10 protein-coding genes are annotated in these 13,601 nt (G+C 60.0%); 4 read left to right on the top strand and 6 right to left on the bottom strand.

Annotation, left to right across the window (positions count from 1 at the left end):
* Window positions 1-9 precede the first annotated feature (9 nt).
* On the bottom strand, window positions 10-1,695 hold the full coding sequence (aspT, locus tag ACR0DA_RS14885; RefSeq protein WP_480754672.1) for an aspartate-alanine antiporter: 1,686 nt from the start codon (window positions 1,693-1,695) through the stop codon (window positions 10-12).
* A 220-nt stretch (window positions 1,696-1,915) separates the two neighbouring features.
* Window positions 1,916-3,451 carry a sulfatase-like hydrolase/transferase gene (locus tag ACR0DA_RS14880; protein WP_480754671.1) on the bottom strand — a complete coding sequence of 512 codons (1,536 nt, stop codon included), beginning with the start codon at window positions 3,449-3,451 and terminating at the stop codon, window positions 1,916-1,918.
* A gap of 197 nt (window positions 3,452-3,648) precedes the next feature.
* Here ACR0DA_RS14880 and ACR0DA_RS14875 point away from each other — a divergent pair, with 197 nt between their 5' ends.
* The 4 genes from ACR0DA_RS14875 to ACR0DA_RS14860 are packed head-to-tail and all read left to right on the top strand — an operon-like array spanning window position 3,649 to window position 7,565.
* On the top strand, window positions 3,649-4,773 hold the full coding sequence (locus ACR0DA_RS14875; RefSeq protein ID WP_170452434.1) for an ABC transporter permease: 1,125 nt from the start codon (window positions 3,649-3,651) through the stop codon (window positions 4,771-4,773).
* 1 nt (window position 4,774) lies between these two features.
* Window positions 4,775-5,590, top strand: coding sequence for an ABC transporter ATP-binding protein (locus ACR0DA_RS14870; RefSeq protein ID WP_170341340.1), 816 nt, complete (start codon window positions 4,775-4,777; stop codon window positions 5,588-5,590).
* A 5-nt stretch (window positions 5,591-5,595) separates the two neighbouring features.
* A complete protein-coding gene (locus ACR0DA_RS14865) occupies window positions 5,596-6,912 on the top strand; it encodes an MlaD family protein (RefSeq protein WP_480754669.1) in 1,317 nt (438 codons plus the stop codon).
* A complete protein-coding gene (locus ACR0DA_RS14860) occupies window positions 6,909-7,565 on the top strand; it encodes an ABC-type transport auxiliary lipoprotein family protein (protein ID WP_170365932.1) in 657 nt (218 codons plus the stop codon). Before ACR0DA_RS14865 ends, ACR0DA_RS14860 begins: the two co-directional genes overlap by 4 nt.
* A 17-nt stretch (window positions 7,566-7,582) precedes the next feature.
* On the opposite strand, the gene ACR0DA_RS14855 is transcribed toward ACR0DA_RS14860, so the two are convergent.
* Genes ACR0DA_RS14855 through ACR0DA_RS14840 form a run of 4 tightly spaced genes read right to left on the bottom strand, consistent with a single transcriptional unit; the run spans window position 7,583 to window position 13,462 of the window.
* Window positions 7,583-9,514 carry a vWA domain-containing protein gene (locus ACR0DA_RS14855; RefSeq protein WP_480754668.1) on the bottom strand — a complete coding sequence of 644 codons (1,932 nt, stop codon included), beginning with the start codon at window positions 9,512-9,514 and terminating at the stop codon, window positions 7,583-7,585.
* Window positions 9,511-10,056, bottom strand: coding sequence for an RNA polymerase sigma factor (locus ACR0DA_RS14850; protein ID WP_480754666.1), 546 nt, complete (start codon window positions 10,054-10,056; stop codon window positions 9,511-9,513). Before ACR0DA_RS14850 ends, ACR0DA_RS14855 begins: the two co-directional genes overlap by 4 nt.
* A 55-nt stretch (window positions 10,057-10,111) precedes the next feature.
* Window positions 10,112-11,692, bottom strand: coding sequence for an FMN-binding glutamate synthase family protein (locus tag ACR0DA_RS14845; protein WP_480754664.1), 1,581 nt, complete (start codon window positions 11,690-11,692; stop codon window positions 10,112-10,114).
* Window positions 11,693-11,716: 24 nt separating this feature from the next.
* On the bottom strand, window positions 11,717-13,462 hold the full coding sequence (locus ACR0DA_RS14840) for a thiamine pyrophosphate-dependent enzyme (protein ID WP_480754662.1): 1,746 nt from the start codon (window positions 13,460-13,462) through the stop codon (window positions 11,717-11,719).
* Window positions 13,463-13,601: the final 139 nt, after the last annotated feature.

The raw sequence follows: 13,601 nt of genomic DNA, 5'->3' as shown, positions 1-13,601 counted from the left end.
CTTTCCAAATCAACTGAGGATCAAAACGACGACCATCCCAAATATCGTCAGAAGTGTGTTTCCGATCGCGTAGGGCATGCCGTAGCCCAGGGCTGGAATCCGGCTTTGCGCGGCCTCCTGGATCATGCCGAGCGCAGCCGTCGTGGTCCGGGCGCCTGCGCAGGCGCCAAACAGGATGGCGGGATGAAACTTGAATATGTAATGCCCGACATAAACCGAGAAAATCATCGGCAAAGACGTGGCCACAATACCCCATAACAACAGCGCGATACCCGCCTGCTGCAAACCGGCCACGAAACCGGGCCCGGCCGATATCCCGATGACCGCAATGAAGACATTCAGGCCTAGCGTATTCATCAACCACAGCGACGGTGCGGGAATGCGACCGAAGGTCGGGTGAACGGTGCGCAGCCACCCCAGCAGCAGCCCGGCCAGCAACGCGCCACCAGTGGTAGACAGGCTGATCGGAAAACCGCCCATTGTAATTGCAAGCGTGCCGATGACACCCCCGATGAAAATGCCCCAGCCCACAAAGGCCAGATCGGTCGTGTCAACGGGCCGGTCGGCGTACCCGATTTCGGCGATGGCCGCCTCGACATGGCGCTTGCTGCCCAGAATGGTCAGAATGTCACCGCGATGCAGAACCGTGCCCGGCAGCAGCGGCAGATCAATCATGTTCCGCGTCAGCTTCGACACATACACGCCACGGGCCTGAGGCATCTTGCTGAGCTCATCCAATGTCTTGCCGTGCACGTCCTTGCTTGTGATCAAAACATCCAGTTTTTCCGATGGGATACTCAGCAGCTCGGGCGCATCGGCTTCTTTGAGGCTGGGCTCCAGCGCTCCGACAAGATCACCGCGTCGGCCTGAGAACATCACGACATCACCCGCTTGCAGCACCGTGTCCGCGTCAACCTCAACGATCTTGCCACCTCGGCTGAGGCGTTCGGCATAGACGCGGACACCGGGCAACAGATCCTTGACCGGCTGGCCGAGCAATTCGCTGCCTTCGGGAATCTCAAAAGCACGCGCCTCGATCGCGCGATAGGCCGAAACGATGCCGCCTCCGGTCTCGACATCTTCGCCGCCACTCAGCTTGGCCTCGTATTCCTTGCAGGCTGCCACCAGATCGACACCGATCAGACGCGGGCCGATCTTGGCCAGAATGATCGCCGACCCGATCGTGCCGTAGATATAAGTCACCGCATAGGCGACTGGGATCTGGTTGGAATAGGTTTTGGCCTGCTCGGCCGTCAAACCCAACTGGTTGATCTGGTCGGTCGCCACTCCGATCGCCGCCGAAATCGTTTGCGAGCCGGCATACAGGCCCGCGGCGTAGCCAAGCTCGAGCCCGGCGATCTTGGCCGACACGACCGGCACGATCAGACAAATGGCTAGAACGCTCAGCGCAAAAAGCACCTCGCGCGCGCCGTCAACCTTGAGGCCGCGAATGAACTGTGGCCCAACGCCGTAACCAACTGCGAAGATGAACAGGATGAAGAAGGTGGACTTCACCGCTGAATCGATACTGATCTGTGCCTGCCCGATCACAACGGCGGCCAACAGGGTGCCCGTGACCGAACCCAGACTGAACCCCATGACCTTGATTGGCCCGACCAAAAAACCGATGCCGATGGCGAGGAAGACAGCCAGTTCCGGATAGGTTTGCAGGATATTCACCAGCCAATCGACCATACTGCGCCTTTCGGGTTTGTTGCGTCGCTCAGTCCACCCTGAACGTCAGCTGTCCGGAGGCCCGGACGAGTGCGATCAGCGCAGGAATTTCCAAGCTCACGATACCCCACGGAAACCGTTTGTCCATTGAATTATCTGAATTTGTTTGGCGCCGGGGCCGCGCGGAACTGTGTCCGCCAGCGGCGGCACAGGTTAGTAAAATCGTCGGCAACCGCCTGGATCAATCGAACCTGCGCACTGATTTCGGCCCCTGCGATGTCACGGAATGCAGGGACAGGGAATGATCCATGTTCCGCATAAGGTGGCGCAGCATTTCACGACCAAGCCGCGCCAAATCAGCTGCGTAGTCAGGGTTTGCGGCGACATTCTCGGCCTCGCCCCGACCGTGGTGGTCGAACAACAACGGCGGCAGGTCGGCTGCAAACTCGACCAGGGTAAAGCGTTCGTCACGCAGGATGCCCAGACACGAGTTGCTGTGACCCGTTCCAAGATCACGCTGAAACTGAGTAGGCGTCAGCGGATCGGCAAAGTCCAGCTCACTAAAGGAATACCGGCGCCAGTCCTGAGGCACGGCACCACGCAGCAGCGGCAACAAGGATCGACCATCCATCGAGTTCGGGATCTCTTGCCCAACCCAGTCCAGGATCGTGGGGGCGACATCAATAGACTCGGTCGGCACTTCGACACGCTGGCCGGCCATCTGAGCGTTGCCAGGCATGCGAATGATCAGCGGCGTGTGGTAAGCCGCGTCATACACCGACATTTTGCCCCAGGAATAATGATCGCCCAGCATCTCGCCGTGATCCGCGGTGATCACCACCAGCGTGTCATCGTACTGGCCGCTGTCCTTGAGAAACCGGATGACCCGGCCGATATGATGGTCAACCTCGGTTGCCAATCCAAGATAGACGGCCCGCAGGGTCTGAATGTTCTCATCCATCGGCTCCACCTCGGCAAAACCTTGCACGCAGTCTTTTGGTGTATTCGAGGCCAGAGCGGGTCCAAAGAACGGGTGCACGACCTTTTCGTCCTCCGGGCTGGGCAGACGGTTTGGCAAAGGCAACGCGTTGGGATCGTACATCCGGTTGTAGGGCGCGGGCGCCACCAGTGGCGGATGCGGTCGGATATACGTCAAATGCGCGAACCATCCCGAGTTTCGATAGGCGGCAATTCCGTCCAGAAATCCGTTGGTCAGAAATGCGGTGTCGCTGTCCTCGGCCGTGTAGAGGGCCGGGTCATTCAATTTTGGGGCCGACCCATCCGGCGAAACCGGCTTGTATAGATCCCAGTAGTCTTCAAACTCGTATCCCCGGCGCATCAAGTAGGACCGCCAAGGATAGGACTCCTCAAGGCGCATTTCGAGTACTTCATGAAACCCGTGCATCGGGTTTTCGTAGGTCTTCACCGACGGATCATTCGGATGATGAACCCGAGGATCGGCCGAGGTGTCCGTATAGCCGAACAGCATCGGCAGATAGCCGGCTTTTCGCATCTCGGTCGCGATGTTCGGCGTGTCATGGCGCAGCGGCGTGCCATTGCGGACCGAACGATGGTTCATCGCGTATTGCCCGGTCAGGATCGAGGCGCGGGACGGCCCGCAGGGATTGGTAACGGAAAAATGCCGGTCGAACGAAACGGCCTCGTCCATGAAGGCGCGCAGATTGGGCAGGTTGACATGATCAGCCAGAGCACCGCGCAGACAATCGGCCCGCAATTGGTCGATGATGATGAAAAGAACGTTTCCTGCTTGGCTCATGCCGTGATTCCCATTGGAAAACTGGTGTTCGACGGTGCGGACTGTGTCGGGGTTCCCACGGGCAGGCAACCGGTTTTGCGCCAATTCTCGCCTCTTGGGCGACCCGGGCCGTGCAAACCGGTAACCCCCGCACCCAAATCGCCGCCCGGTTGAACAAAGCCATTGCGGCCCGGAACGGTTTCCCGTCTGATACCGGCATGACGAAACCCTCGATCGCAGTCGAACAGGAAGGCGGCACAGCGCGCGTGATTGTGTCTGGCGAAATGCTGACACAGTCGTTGAGCGCCGTCGAAGACGCCTTTCGCACCACCCGCCCGGATGCGGCGCATGTGACGGTCGACATGTCCGAAATCGATGCGCTGGACACCGGCGGCGCGTGGCTGATCGCGGACCTGAAAAACCGCTGTGCAGCCATGGGGGCGACCGTGGCTTTCGACGGGTTGAAACCGGCACATTCCGCGCTGCTGGAAACCGTCTCGGAGAACATTCCCAAGGACATTCCCGCCGAAGCCCCACCAAAAGGGTTCATGCCATGGCTTGAGAGCCTGGGCCAATCAACGGTGGGCGCCGGGCGCGACACCATGTCGATCCTCGGCTTTCTGGGCCTGACCCTGCACCGGCTGGGCCGCACGATGATCATGCCGTGGCGCCTGCGCCGCGCCGCGGTCGTGTCACAGATGGAGGAAACCGGGTTCAAGGCCCTGCCCATCGTGGCGCTGATGGGGTTTCTGATCGGCGTGGTATTGGCTTTTCAGGGGGCCACCCAATTGAAACAGTTCGGCGCGGAAATTTTCGTGGTCGAGCTGATCTCGATCTCGGTATTGCGCGAGCTGGGTATCCTGCTGACCGCAATCATCGTGGCTGGTCGATCCGGCTCGGCCTTCACGGCCTCGATCGGGTCCATGAAAGTGCAGGAAGAAATCGACGCCATGCGCACATTGGGTCTGGACCCGATCGAGGTGCTCGTCATACCACGGGTTCTTGCACTGCTTATCATGCTGCCGATCCTGGGCTTCGTGGCCGACATCGCAGGCCTTTTTGGCGGCGCCCTGATGAGCTGGATCGATCTGGGCGTCAGCCCCGGAATGTTCATTACGCGCCTGAAGGAAAACACCAGCGTCTGGCATCTGGCGGTTGGGCTGATCAAGGCGCCTTTCTTTGCCATGGTCATCGGGGTGATCGCCTGTTGGCAGGCAATGCAGGTCAAGGGTTCCGCCCAAAGCGTCGGCCAACGCACCACCGCGTCGGTTGTTCAGTCGATTTTCATGGTCATTGCCATCGACGCGCTGTTTTCCATTTTCTTCTCCGAGATCGGTGTCTGACATGGATGGATCCGCTCAGACATCGACCGCCAAGCTGGACGCGCAGCGCGAAGCGGTGATCCGTGTGCGCAATCTGCGCAACCAGTTCGGTCCGCAGGTGGTGCATGACGACCTGAACCTGGATGTCTGGCGCGGCGAAGTGCTGGGCATTGTCGGGGGGTCCGGGACCGGCAAGTCCGTCCTTCTGCGCACCATCGTCGGGTTGAACAAACCGGCGGCAGGCAGTATCGAAGTTTTGGGTGTCGACGTGCTGAACGGCCCCGAGGCCGACCGACGCCGCATCGAGAAACGCTGGGGCGTCGCCTTTCAGGACGGGGCACTGTTTTCCTCGCTGACCGTGCTTCAGAACGTCATGGCCCCGTTGCGCGAACACACCGGCCTGAGCGAGAGCTTGATGCGGGCGCTCGGCAGCCTCAAGATCAGCCTTGTGGGGCTGCCGCAGCTGAGTTGCGGCAAGTTCCCGTCAGAGCTGTCAGGCGGAATGCGCAAGCGGGCCGCGCTGGCCCGAGCATTGGCATTGGACCCCGAGATCGTGTTTCTGGACGAACCCACCGCCGGGCTGGATCCCATCGGCGCCGCGGCCTACGACGAATTGATCGGAGAATTGCAACAGGCCTTGGGATTGACCGTTTTCATGGTAACACATGACCTGGACAGCCTGTACGCGATCTGCGACCGCGTTGCGGTTCTTGCAGAAAAGCGCGTGCTGGTGGAAGGTCCGATTGAAGACATGACCAAGGTCGACCACCCTTGGGTGCAGGAGTACTTCACAGGCCCCCGGGCCCGCGCGGCGCAACAGAAGGGGCAGGACAGGTAGAGGCGATGGAAACCCGGGCGAACTATATCCTGATCGGCGCGTTTACACTGGCGGGCATCCTGAGCGCGTTCGGCTTCTTCCTGTGGCTGGCCAAGTTCGAAGTCACGCGCCAATACGCTTACTATGACGTGCTGTTCGACAACGTGTCGGGCCTGTCAGCCGCCGGTGGCGTCAGCTATAACGGCCTGCCCGTGGGACAGGTCATTTCGCTGGACCTGGATGACGATGACCCGTCCAAAGTAAGGGTCCGGCTTGAGGTTGATGCTGACATTCCGGTGACCACGGACACGATCGCGCAGTTGCAGTCGCTGGGGGTGACCGGCGTCAGCTATGTCGAGCTGTCGGGCGGGTCGCCCGATGCCGAACGGCTGCCGCAGAACAGTGTCATCAAAAGCAAGCGTAGCGCCATCCAATCCCTGTTCGAAGGCGCACCCAAGGTCCTGGACGAGGCGGTGACCTTGCTGGAAAACCTGAATGCAGTGGTGGATGACAACAATCGCAAGGCCGTGTCGGACATCCTCGACAACCTGGCTTCCGCCTCGGGCCGGCTGGACAAGACCCTGAACGATTTTGAATCCCTGTCCAGCGATCTGGGCGGCGCGGCAAAGGACATCGGGGCCTTCACCAAACGCCTGGATCAGTTGGCCGATACCGCAGAGACCACGCTGACCACCGGAACTGATACGCTGAACAGCATCAAAACGGCCTCGGAATCGGCGAAAACCGCACTGGACAGCGCGAACCAGACGCTGGCCACGGCAAACAAGGTCATCGAAGACGACGTCCGCCCCTTCATCGAGCGCGGGTCGCAACTCGCGGACCGCCTGATCGGGTTGTCGGATGAAGCCGCGGTCACAATGGCAACGGTGAACAACACCTTTGCCAACGCCAACCAAACGCTCGACTCGGTGACCTCGGCCATGGATACGGCGAAAGGGACTCTGGCATCCGCAGAACGCGCGTTCGACTCGGCCAATCGCGTGATGGACGAAGACGTTGCACAGGTTGTTGACGACATCCGAAACGCCGCCACCAAAGTGGCCGAAACGGTAACGAACGTGACCGACAAGATCGACCAGATTTCAGCGGACGTTCTGAGCGCGTCGCAATCGGCATCGGACCTGTTGGGAACGATTGACGGCATCGTTCAACAAAACCGCCGGCAGGTTTCAGACTTCCTGCGGGTCGGACTGCCACAATTCGTTCGTTTCGTGGAAGAATCCCAACGCCTTGTCATCAGTCTGGACCGTCTTGTCGACAGGGTCGAGCGCGACCCCGCGCGTTTCCTTCTGGGCACCCAAGCATCGGAGTTCCGTCAATGATCAGGCCCCTTCTTCTGACCCTTGCAATCACGACGCTGGGCGGATGTGCCGGTCTGGGCACGTTGAAACAGGCCTCGAAACCGAACGACCTGTATCTGCTGACCCCCAAGAGCACGTTCTCGCAGTCTTTGCCCCGGGTGCAGAAACAGATCGTCATCCAGGAACCCACTGCGACCGCTGCGGTGAACACCGACCAGATTGCCGTGCAGCCGACGCCCCTGCAGGTCCAGTATCTGCCGCGTGCCCGGTGGGTGGACCGAGCACCTTTGATCGTTCAGGCGTTGATGGTCGAAAGCTTTGAAAACAGCGGTCGTGTCGCCGCCGTGGGTCGTTCGACGGTCGGCCTGCGCGCCGACTACGTCATCGTTCCGGACCTGCGCGAGTTTCAAGGGATTGTCGTCGGAGAAACCGAAAACTCGAAAACCGTAAAAATCGAAGTGCGAATGAACATCAAGATCATCGACGAGTTCGAAGACAAGATCATCGCTTCAAGCTCGTTCCAGGAAGCCGTTGTCTCGACCAGCGACGAAACGCCGGATCTTGTTACGGCTTTTGACACCGCCTTGGGCAAAACCATGCGAGACGCAGTTGAGTGGAGCGTGCGGAAGATTCATTCGCACGCTGCCAACAATCCGCGCCCGTCGTTGAACTGACACGGATTGCCCACCCTTTATTTTGACAGGGATTGCGCCAGACGCATCAGGGTCACGGCTTCGGTCCGGTACCCGAAAGGATCGGCCCCACGGGCCGTGTTGCCCATCGCGATTGCATCATCATAGCTCCAGTCGGACAGGTAAGTGCCGCCGCGCAACAACTGGCCGAAACCTGCAATCGCGACGGAAAACCTCACGTCGTCCGTCTGGCGGCCCTGCCCGTCCAAGATCGGTTGCTCGATCAACTGGCTGCGCGTGTCGCCGGGTGTTTTGTACCGCAGCTTGAAATAGCCGATTTCATCACTGCCCGAAGCGGGGGCGGTGTTTCCATACCGTAGCGGTGCATTGCGAATTGCGTTGGAGCCGACCGGCGTGACTTCGTAAATCGCGGTCACGCTGTGGCCAGCACCTATGTCGCCCGCATCAACAGTGTCATTCAAAAAGTCCTCGCGGCGCAAAGCGCGGGTTTCGTATCCGATCAGGCGGTATTCGGCGATTTGGGCAGGGTTGAATTCGACCTGAATCTTGACGTCGTTGGCAATCGGAAACAGCGCACCGGTCAGTTGGTCAACCAGCACTTTGCGGGCCTCACCCAGCGTGTCGATGTAAGCCGCCTGTCCGTTTCCGTTCTGGGCCAGGGCCTGCATCGTCGCGTCATCAAGGTTACCGCGCCCGAAACCCAGAACGCTCAGATATGTTCCGCTGTCGCGCTTGTCAGAGATAAACTCCTTGAGAGCTTCGGGATCGGACAGGCCAACGTTGAAATCCCCGTCCGTGGCCAGAATGACTCGCGTCACCTCGCCCTCGGCGGCCATGTCTGCAGCAACCTGATAGGCTTGCTGAAGCCCGGCTTGTCCCGCTGTGGATCCGCCCGCGTCCAAGTGTTCGAGCGCCCGCACGATCTTGGCCTGATCGGCTGCAGATGTCGGCTCCAGAACCTGGCCCGCACTGCCGGCATAGGTCACGATCGACACCTGATCCTCGGGTCGCAACTCGGACAACATCAGGCGCAGGGACTGTTTCAACAAGGGCAACTTGTTGGCGTCCTGCATCGAGCCCGAGGTGTCGATGAGAAAGACAAGATTGAGCGCCGGACGCTCCTCGATCACCGGAAGCGTTCCCTGAATGCCAATATGGACCAGTCGAGTACCGGTATTCCAGGGGCTGGGCATGACCGTGATGCTTGGCTGAAACGGCACCGCGCCGTCCGGCGCCGGATAGGAATAGGGAAAATAGTTTACCATTTCTTCAATCCGCACCGCGTCACGCGGGGGCAAGTGACCAGCCAGAAGCGAGGACCTGACGATGGCGTAAGATGCGGTATCGACGTCAATCGAAAACGTGGAAACCGGTTCTTCCGCGGTGACCTTGAGTGAGTTGGTTTCGGCGTTTGCAAATTCTTCGGACGACTGCTCGGGTCGCGCTGGCGGACGAAATGCGTCGCTCGAAACCGAAGGGGCCACTGTGCTGTCGGCGAGGCGGCCTTGCGAAAGAAGGCTGCGTTTTGCCAGAGGTTCCCGGGCTTCTTCCACAACCATCGGCGCTTCGACAACGGGTTCCTCGAGATCCATCTCGGCCGTTTCAGCGTCTGATCGACCGGTTGGCCGAACCGCCTGCGGCTGGCCGATCACCCGGGTCTCGGTACCGAACCTGGGGGACAGCACACCGTCGCGTGTCTGCGGCACGATCATGATCAACGCAACGGCAGCGATGGCTGTTGTAGCGGCCAGCGCGCCGCGGGTCGAAATTGCATTCAACATGGCTTTGGTTCCTTCTGTCACGCGGGCAAACGGGCCTCGCTTGACATTGGGACGCGTACCGGGTCGAGATCCTTGGAGATCAGCAAAGTTTTTTCTGGCCAGCTCCAGATTGACGGCCCGCCGCTTTTCATCCGGTGCAGGCGTTGCGGCATCCATCAGTGTTTTCAGATCATCGAGCTCATCACTCATGGGGCAAGCTCCTCTTGTTTGATCGCGCGCAGGCGCTTTCGGGCTTCGGACAGGCGCCATGAGACCGTGCCCTCGGACACGCCCAGCACGTCGGCGGCCTGTGCATGGGTCATTTCATCATCCAGCGTCAGCGCCAGTGTCTGACGCAGATCTTCGGGCAGACTCTGCATGGCCCGTTGCAGCCATGACAGGGCCGCGGCCGTCTCGACGGCTTCGGCGCGCCGCATCTTTTCCACATCGCCCCAGCCGATAGCTGCACGGTTTCGGCTGGCCGTTCGACGCCGCGCATCATGTGCCGCGTTGCAGACGACCCGATACAGCCAGGTAGTGAACTTTGAACTCGCTCGAAAACCGACAATTTTGGCGGGCAAGGCGGCACATATGTCCTGCGTCAGATCTTCGGCGATCTCGGCGCTGCCGGTCAGCCGAAAGGCCAGCCGGAACACGCGGTCATAATGCCGCCCAAGCAGCGTCGCGAACGCTTCCGCGTCCCCGTTGGCGGCCCCATGGGCCAATTCTTCATCCGAGGTCAGTTTGCTCATTCTGACTATTCAGACGCAGGACAGGAGCGGATCCTTGGAACATTTGAGAAAAAAATCAGAAATGGCTGGCCGACGCCTTCTGCCAATCCGCTGCAAATTCCTGCGGCACTGAATCTTTCAACAAGGCACCTGGCTCGATAAAGGTGTAAAGTTCCGCGTATGAGCACTCGCGCTCGTTGGCAATTCGGCGGTAGATATCGGATGGGCCGAGGTCAGATACGCGCTCTTTCCCCATTGCACCCAGTATTTCGCGAAAGCTTTCCAGGGTGGCGTCATGAAAGCGGTGAACCCGCTTGCGTTTCTGCGGCACGTTGACCGCGCGGCCGCGAATGGGATCCTGTGTTGCGACGCCTGACGGGCAGCGGTTCGTATTGCAATGCAGGGCCTGAATGCAGCCCACGGCGAACATCATCGCCCGCGCCGCATTGCACATGTCAGCCCCCAGCGCGAATTTCTCGATCATGTCATAGCCGGTTGCCACTTTGCCTGAACAGATCACCCGGATCTTGTCCCGCAGACCTACTCCGCGCAGACAGTTGTTCACGAAGATCAGCCCTTCGTTCAACGGTACGCCCAGGCGGTTAGTAAATTCCACAGGCGCCGCGCCGGTCCCGCCCTCGGCCCCGTCTACGGTGATGAAATCGGTCAGAATGCCCGTTTCCAGCATGGCCTTGCAGATCCCCATGAACTCGGACCGGTTGCCGATGCAAAGCTTGAAACCGACGGGTTTGCCCCCGGACATTTCGCGCAGGTGCTGCACGAAATGCATCAGGCCCGTTGGCCCATCAAAGGCCGAGTGAATGGGTGGCGAAATCACATCCTGATGCACGGGCACGCCACGAATAAGCGCGATTTCTTCATCGACTTTGGCCGCCGGAAGAACACCACCATGGGACGGTTTCGCGCCTTGGGACAGCTTGATCTCAATCGCCTTCACGACATCCTTCCGGGCGTTCTGGGCGAACTTGTCCTTGTCAAAGCCGCCCTCTGCCGTCCGACAGCCAAAGTATCCGGTGCCAATCTGCCAGATGATATCGCCGCCTTCGGCAAGATGGTGCGGCGACAGCCCGCCCTCGCCCGTGTTGTGTGCGAAACCACCATCCTTGGCCCCGCCGTTCAGGGCGCGGATCGCGTTGGCGCTAAGTGCTCCGAAGCTCATCGCTGAAACGTTCAGCCGCGATGCGAGATAGGGCTTTTCACACTGAGGACCGCCCAGCATCACACGCTCTTCGCTTTCTGGAACGTCCTTGGGCGCAAGCGAATGGTTGGCCCGGTGATACCCGACTTCGGTGATATCGTACTGCGTGCCGAAAGCCTGAGTGTCGACCTGTCCCTTTGCTCGTGAATACACCAGCGCGCGAATGATCCTGTTGAAGGGCCGCCCGCTTTCGTTGGTTTCCACGAAATACTGGCGGATTTCCGGGCTGACGAACTCCAGCATATACCGGAAATGGCCCAGAACCGGATAGTTGTTCAGTACGTTGTGTTTGGTGGTCAGCATGTCGTACAGCCCGACCAACGCGTAAGGGACCAGCAAAATCAACAGCCAGAGTGCCGGAGGCCAGTACAAGCCCCAGACCACGATCAAAGGCAGAACCACATAGGTCACGACATAATAGATTCGACGTACGATCATCTTGCTCTCCCTTGGGCCAACCGGTCAGAGGTTGGCCTTGAGTTCCTTGACCCAGTTGTCCCACTGCGCGTGTTCACCCTTGGCCAGCAGGATGCCTTCTTTCAGTTTCGACATGCCGAAACCCCAGGCCATCTTGGTATCGATATGCGGAGGCATGACCAACTCGCCGGGCGTGACCATGGCGTCGATGATGAATGGCTTTCGGCTGGCTTTGGCCCGCGCGACGGCCTCGGGGATGTCAGTTGCATGTTCCACACGGACCCCATCCCCGCCGCAAACCCTCGCGTATTCCGCAAAGTCCGGGTTCACCAGATCGGTAGCAGCGGGGTTCAGCGGATAACCCGCCACCTCCATCTCCATCTTCACGAAGCCCAGCGTCTGGTTGTTGAAGACCAGCACCTTGATGGGCCACTCGAAGCGCACGGCAGTCACGAAATCCTGCATGGACATGCCAAAACCGCCGTCCCCGCAGAACGCCCAAACCTCGCGCTGCGGATCCAGCGCGGCGGCTCCCAACGCCGAAGGCAACCCGGACCCCAGTGACGAATGGTTGAACGACCCCACCATGCGCCGTCCGCCTTTCATCCGGGTCTGACGCGCCACCCAGACCGTGCATTCGCCGATATCCATTGCAAATATCGCGTCATCGGCAGCCTGGTCGGAGACCTGCCGCGCGAATAGCTGCGGGTGGAGTGGCTCGGTGTCGCGCTCGAGACTGGAGTCGCGGTCTTGCTGCGCCAGCCATTTCGTACACAGCTTGACCTGACGATCGGCAAACGCCCTGTCGTCCTTTGCGGCCAGCTTTGGCAAGAGCAGATCCAGCGTCGCGCCCACATCCCCCAGCAATCCCGATGCGATGGGCGCGCGGCGTCCCAGATGTTCGACGTTGCGATCGATCTGGATGATTTTCGCGTTTTCCGGCAGGAACCACTCGTATGGGAAGTCCGTCCCCAGCATCACCAGCACATCGCAGTCGCGCACTGCATGATACCCGCCGGGATTGCCGATCAACCCGGTCATCCCGACCACGTTGGGATCATCATAGTCAAAAATGTCCTTGCCCTTGAGGGAATGCGTGATCGGCGCATTCAGCCGTTGGGACAGAGCCAGAACCTTGTCCTTGGCTTCTCTGCATCCCACGCCGGCGAAAAGGGCGACTTTCCTGCCCGCGTTGATGATCTCGGCCGCACGGTCGATTTCGGATTCGGGCGGGATCAGCGTTGATGGCGTTTTCAGGATCGGGTGCATTTGGTGCAAGCTGGGCACTTGCTGTTCGGATACGTCGATGGGCAGTTCGATCCGCACGACCTCGCGGTTGATCAAGGCGCGTTGCACGGCGATCTGAGCCAGTCGCGGCATCTGGTCCGGCGAATTGATCACGGCCTGATAGCTGCAGACATCCTCGAACACTTTCTCAAGATTGACTTCCTGGTGGTATCCGGTCCCGCGCTCCCGATGAGCGACCTGACCTGTGATCGCCACGACCCCTGCACCCTCACGCCGGGCGTTGTACAGCCCATTGATCAGGTGAAGCGCGCCGGGACCGACGGTTCCGGCACAAATCCCGATCCCGCCGGTCAGATGCGCCTGGGCATAGGCTGCATAGGCTGCGTTTTCCTCGTGCCTGACCCCGATCCATTCGAACCGGCCATCCCCGCGCATGGCTTCAAGCAGGGGGTTGAGCGCATCGCCCGTCACACCGAAGATCTGGCGCCCTCCGGCATCCGCGAGAATATCCAGCAATACCTTGCACACGGAATTCGACGTCATGACCTGCCCTCTGGTTCCGACCCCATCGGGCCTGTCCCGATAGATCGTGGGCAGGTTGCCCTTTGATTGCAAGCCTTTGTACTGCCACCCCAAGCATCGGGCGGATTTGCGGTGGCTTGGTTGCGGCGGTTGAACCCGG

The organism is Ruegeria sp. CI8 (assembly GCF_056536865.1).
Note: the sequence above shows the minus strand (reverse complement) of the source record. Positions and strands in the feature narration are given on the sequence as shown.

Bases quoted from the DNA above. Each gene is read 5' to 3' on its own strand.
- aspT (WP_480754672.1), bottom strand. From the start codon at position 1,695: ATGGTCGATTGGCTGGTGAATATCCTGCAAACCTATCCGGAACTGGCT.
- ACR0DA_RS14880 (WP_480754671.1), bottom strand. From the start codon at position 3,451: ATGAGCCAAGCAGGAAACGTTCTTTTCATCATCATCGACCAATTGCGG.
- ACR0DA_RS14875 (WP_170452434.1), top strand. From the start codon at position 3,649: ATGACGAAACCCTCGATCGCAGTCGAACAGGAAGGCGGCACAGCGCGC.
- ACR0DA_RS14870 (WP_170341340.1), top strand. From the start codon at position 4,775: ATGGATGGATCCGCTCAGACATCGACCGCCAAGCTGGACGCGCAGCGC.
- ACR0DA_RS14865 (WP_480754669.1), top strand. From the start codon at position 5,596: ATGGAAACCCGGGCGAACTATATCCTGATCGGCGCGTTTACACTGGCG.
- ACR0DA_RS14860 (WP_170365932.1), top strand. From the start codon at position 6,909: ATGATCAGGCCCCTTCTTCTGACCCTTGCAATCACGACGCTGGGCGGA.
- ACR0DA_RS14855 (WP_480754668.1), bottom strand. From the start codon at position 9,514: ATGAGTGATGAGCTCGATGATCTGAAAACACTGATGGATGCCGCAACG.
- ACR0DA_RS14850 (WP_480754666.1), bottom strand. From the start codon at position 10,056: ATGAGCAAACTGACCTCGGATGAAGAATTGGCCCATGGGGCCGCCAAC.
- ACR0DA_RS14845 (WP_480754664.1), bottom strand. From the start codon at position 11,692: ATGATCGTACGTCGAATCTATTATGTCGTGACCTATGTGGTTCTGCCT.
- ACR0DA_RS14840 (WP_480754662.1), bottom strand. From the start codon at position 13,462: ATGACGTCGAATTCCGTGTGCAAGGTATTGCTGGATATTCTCGCGGAT.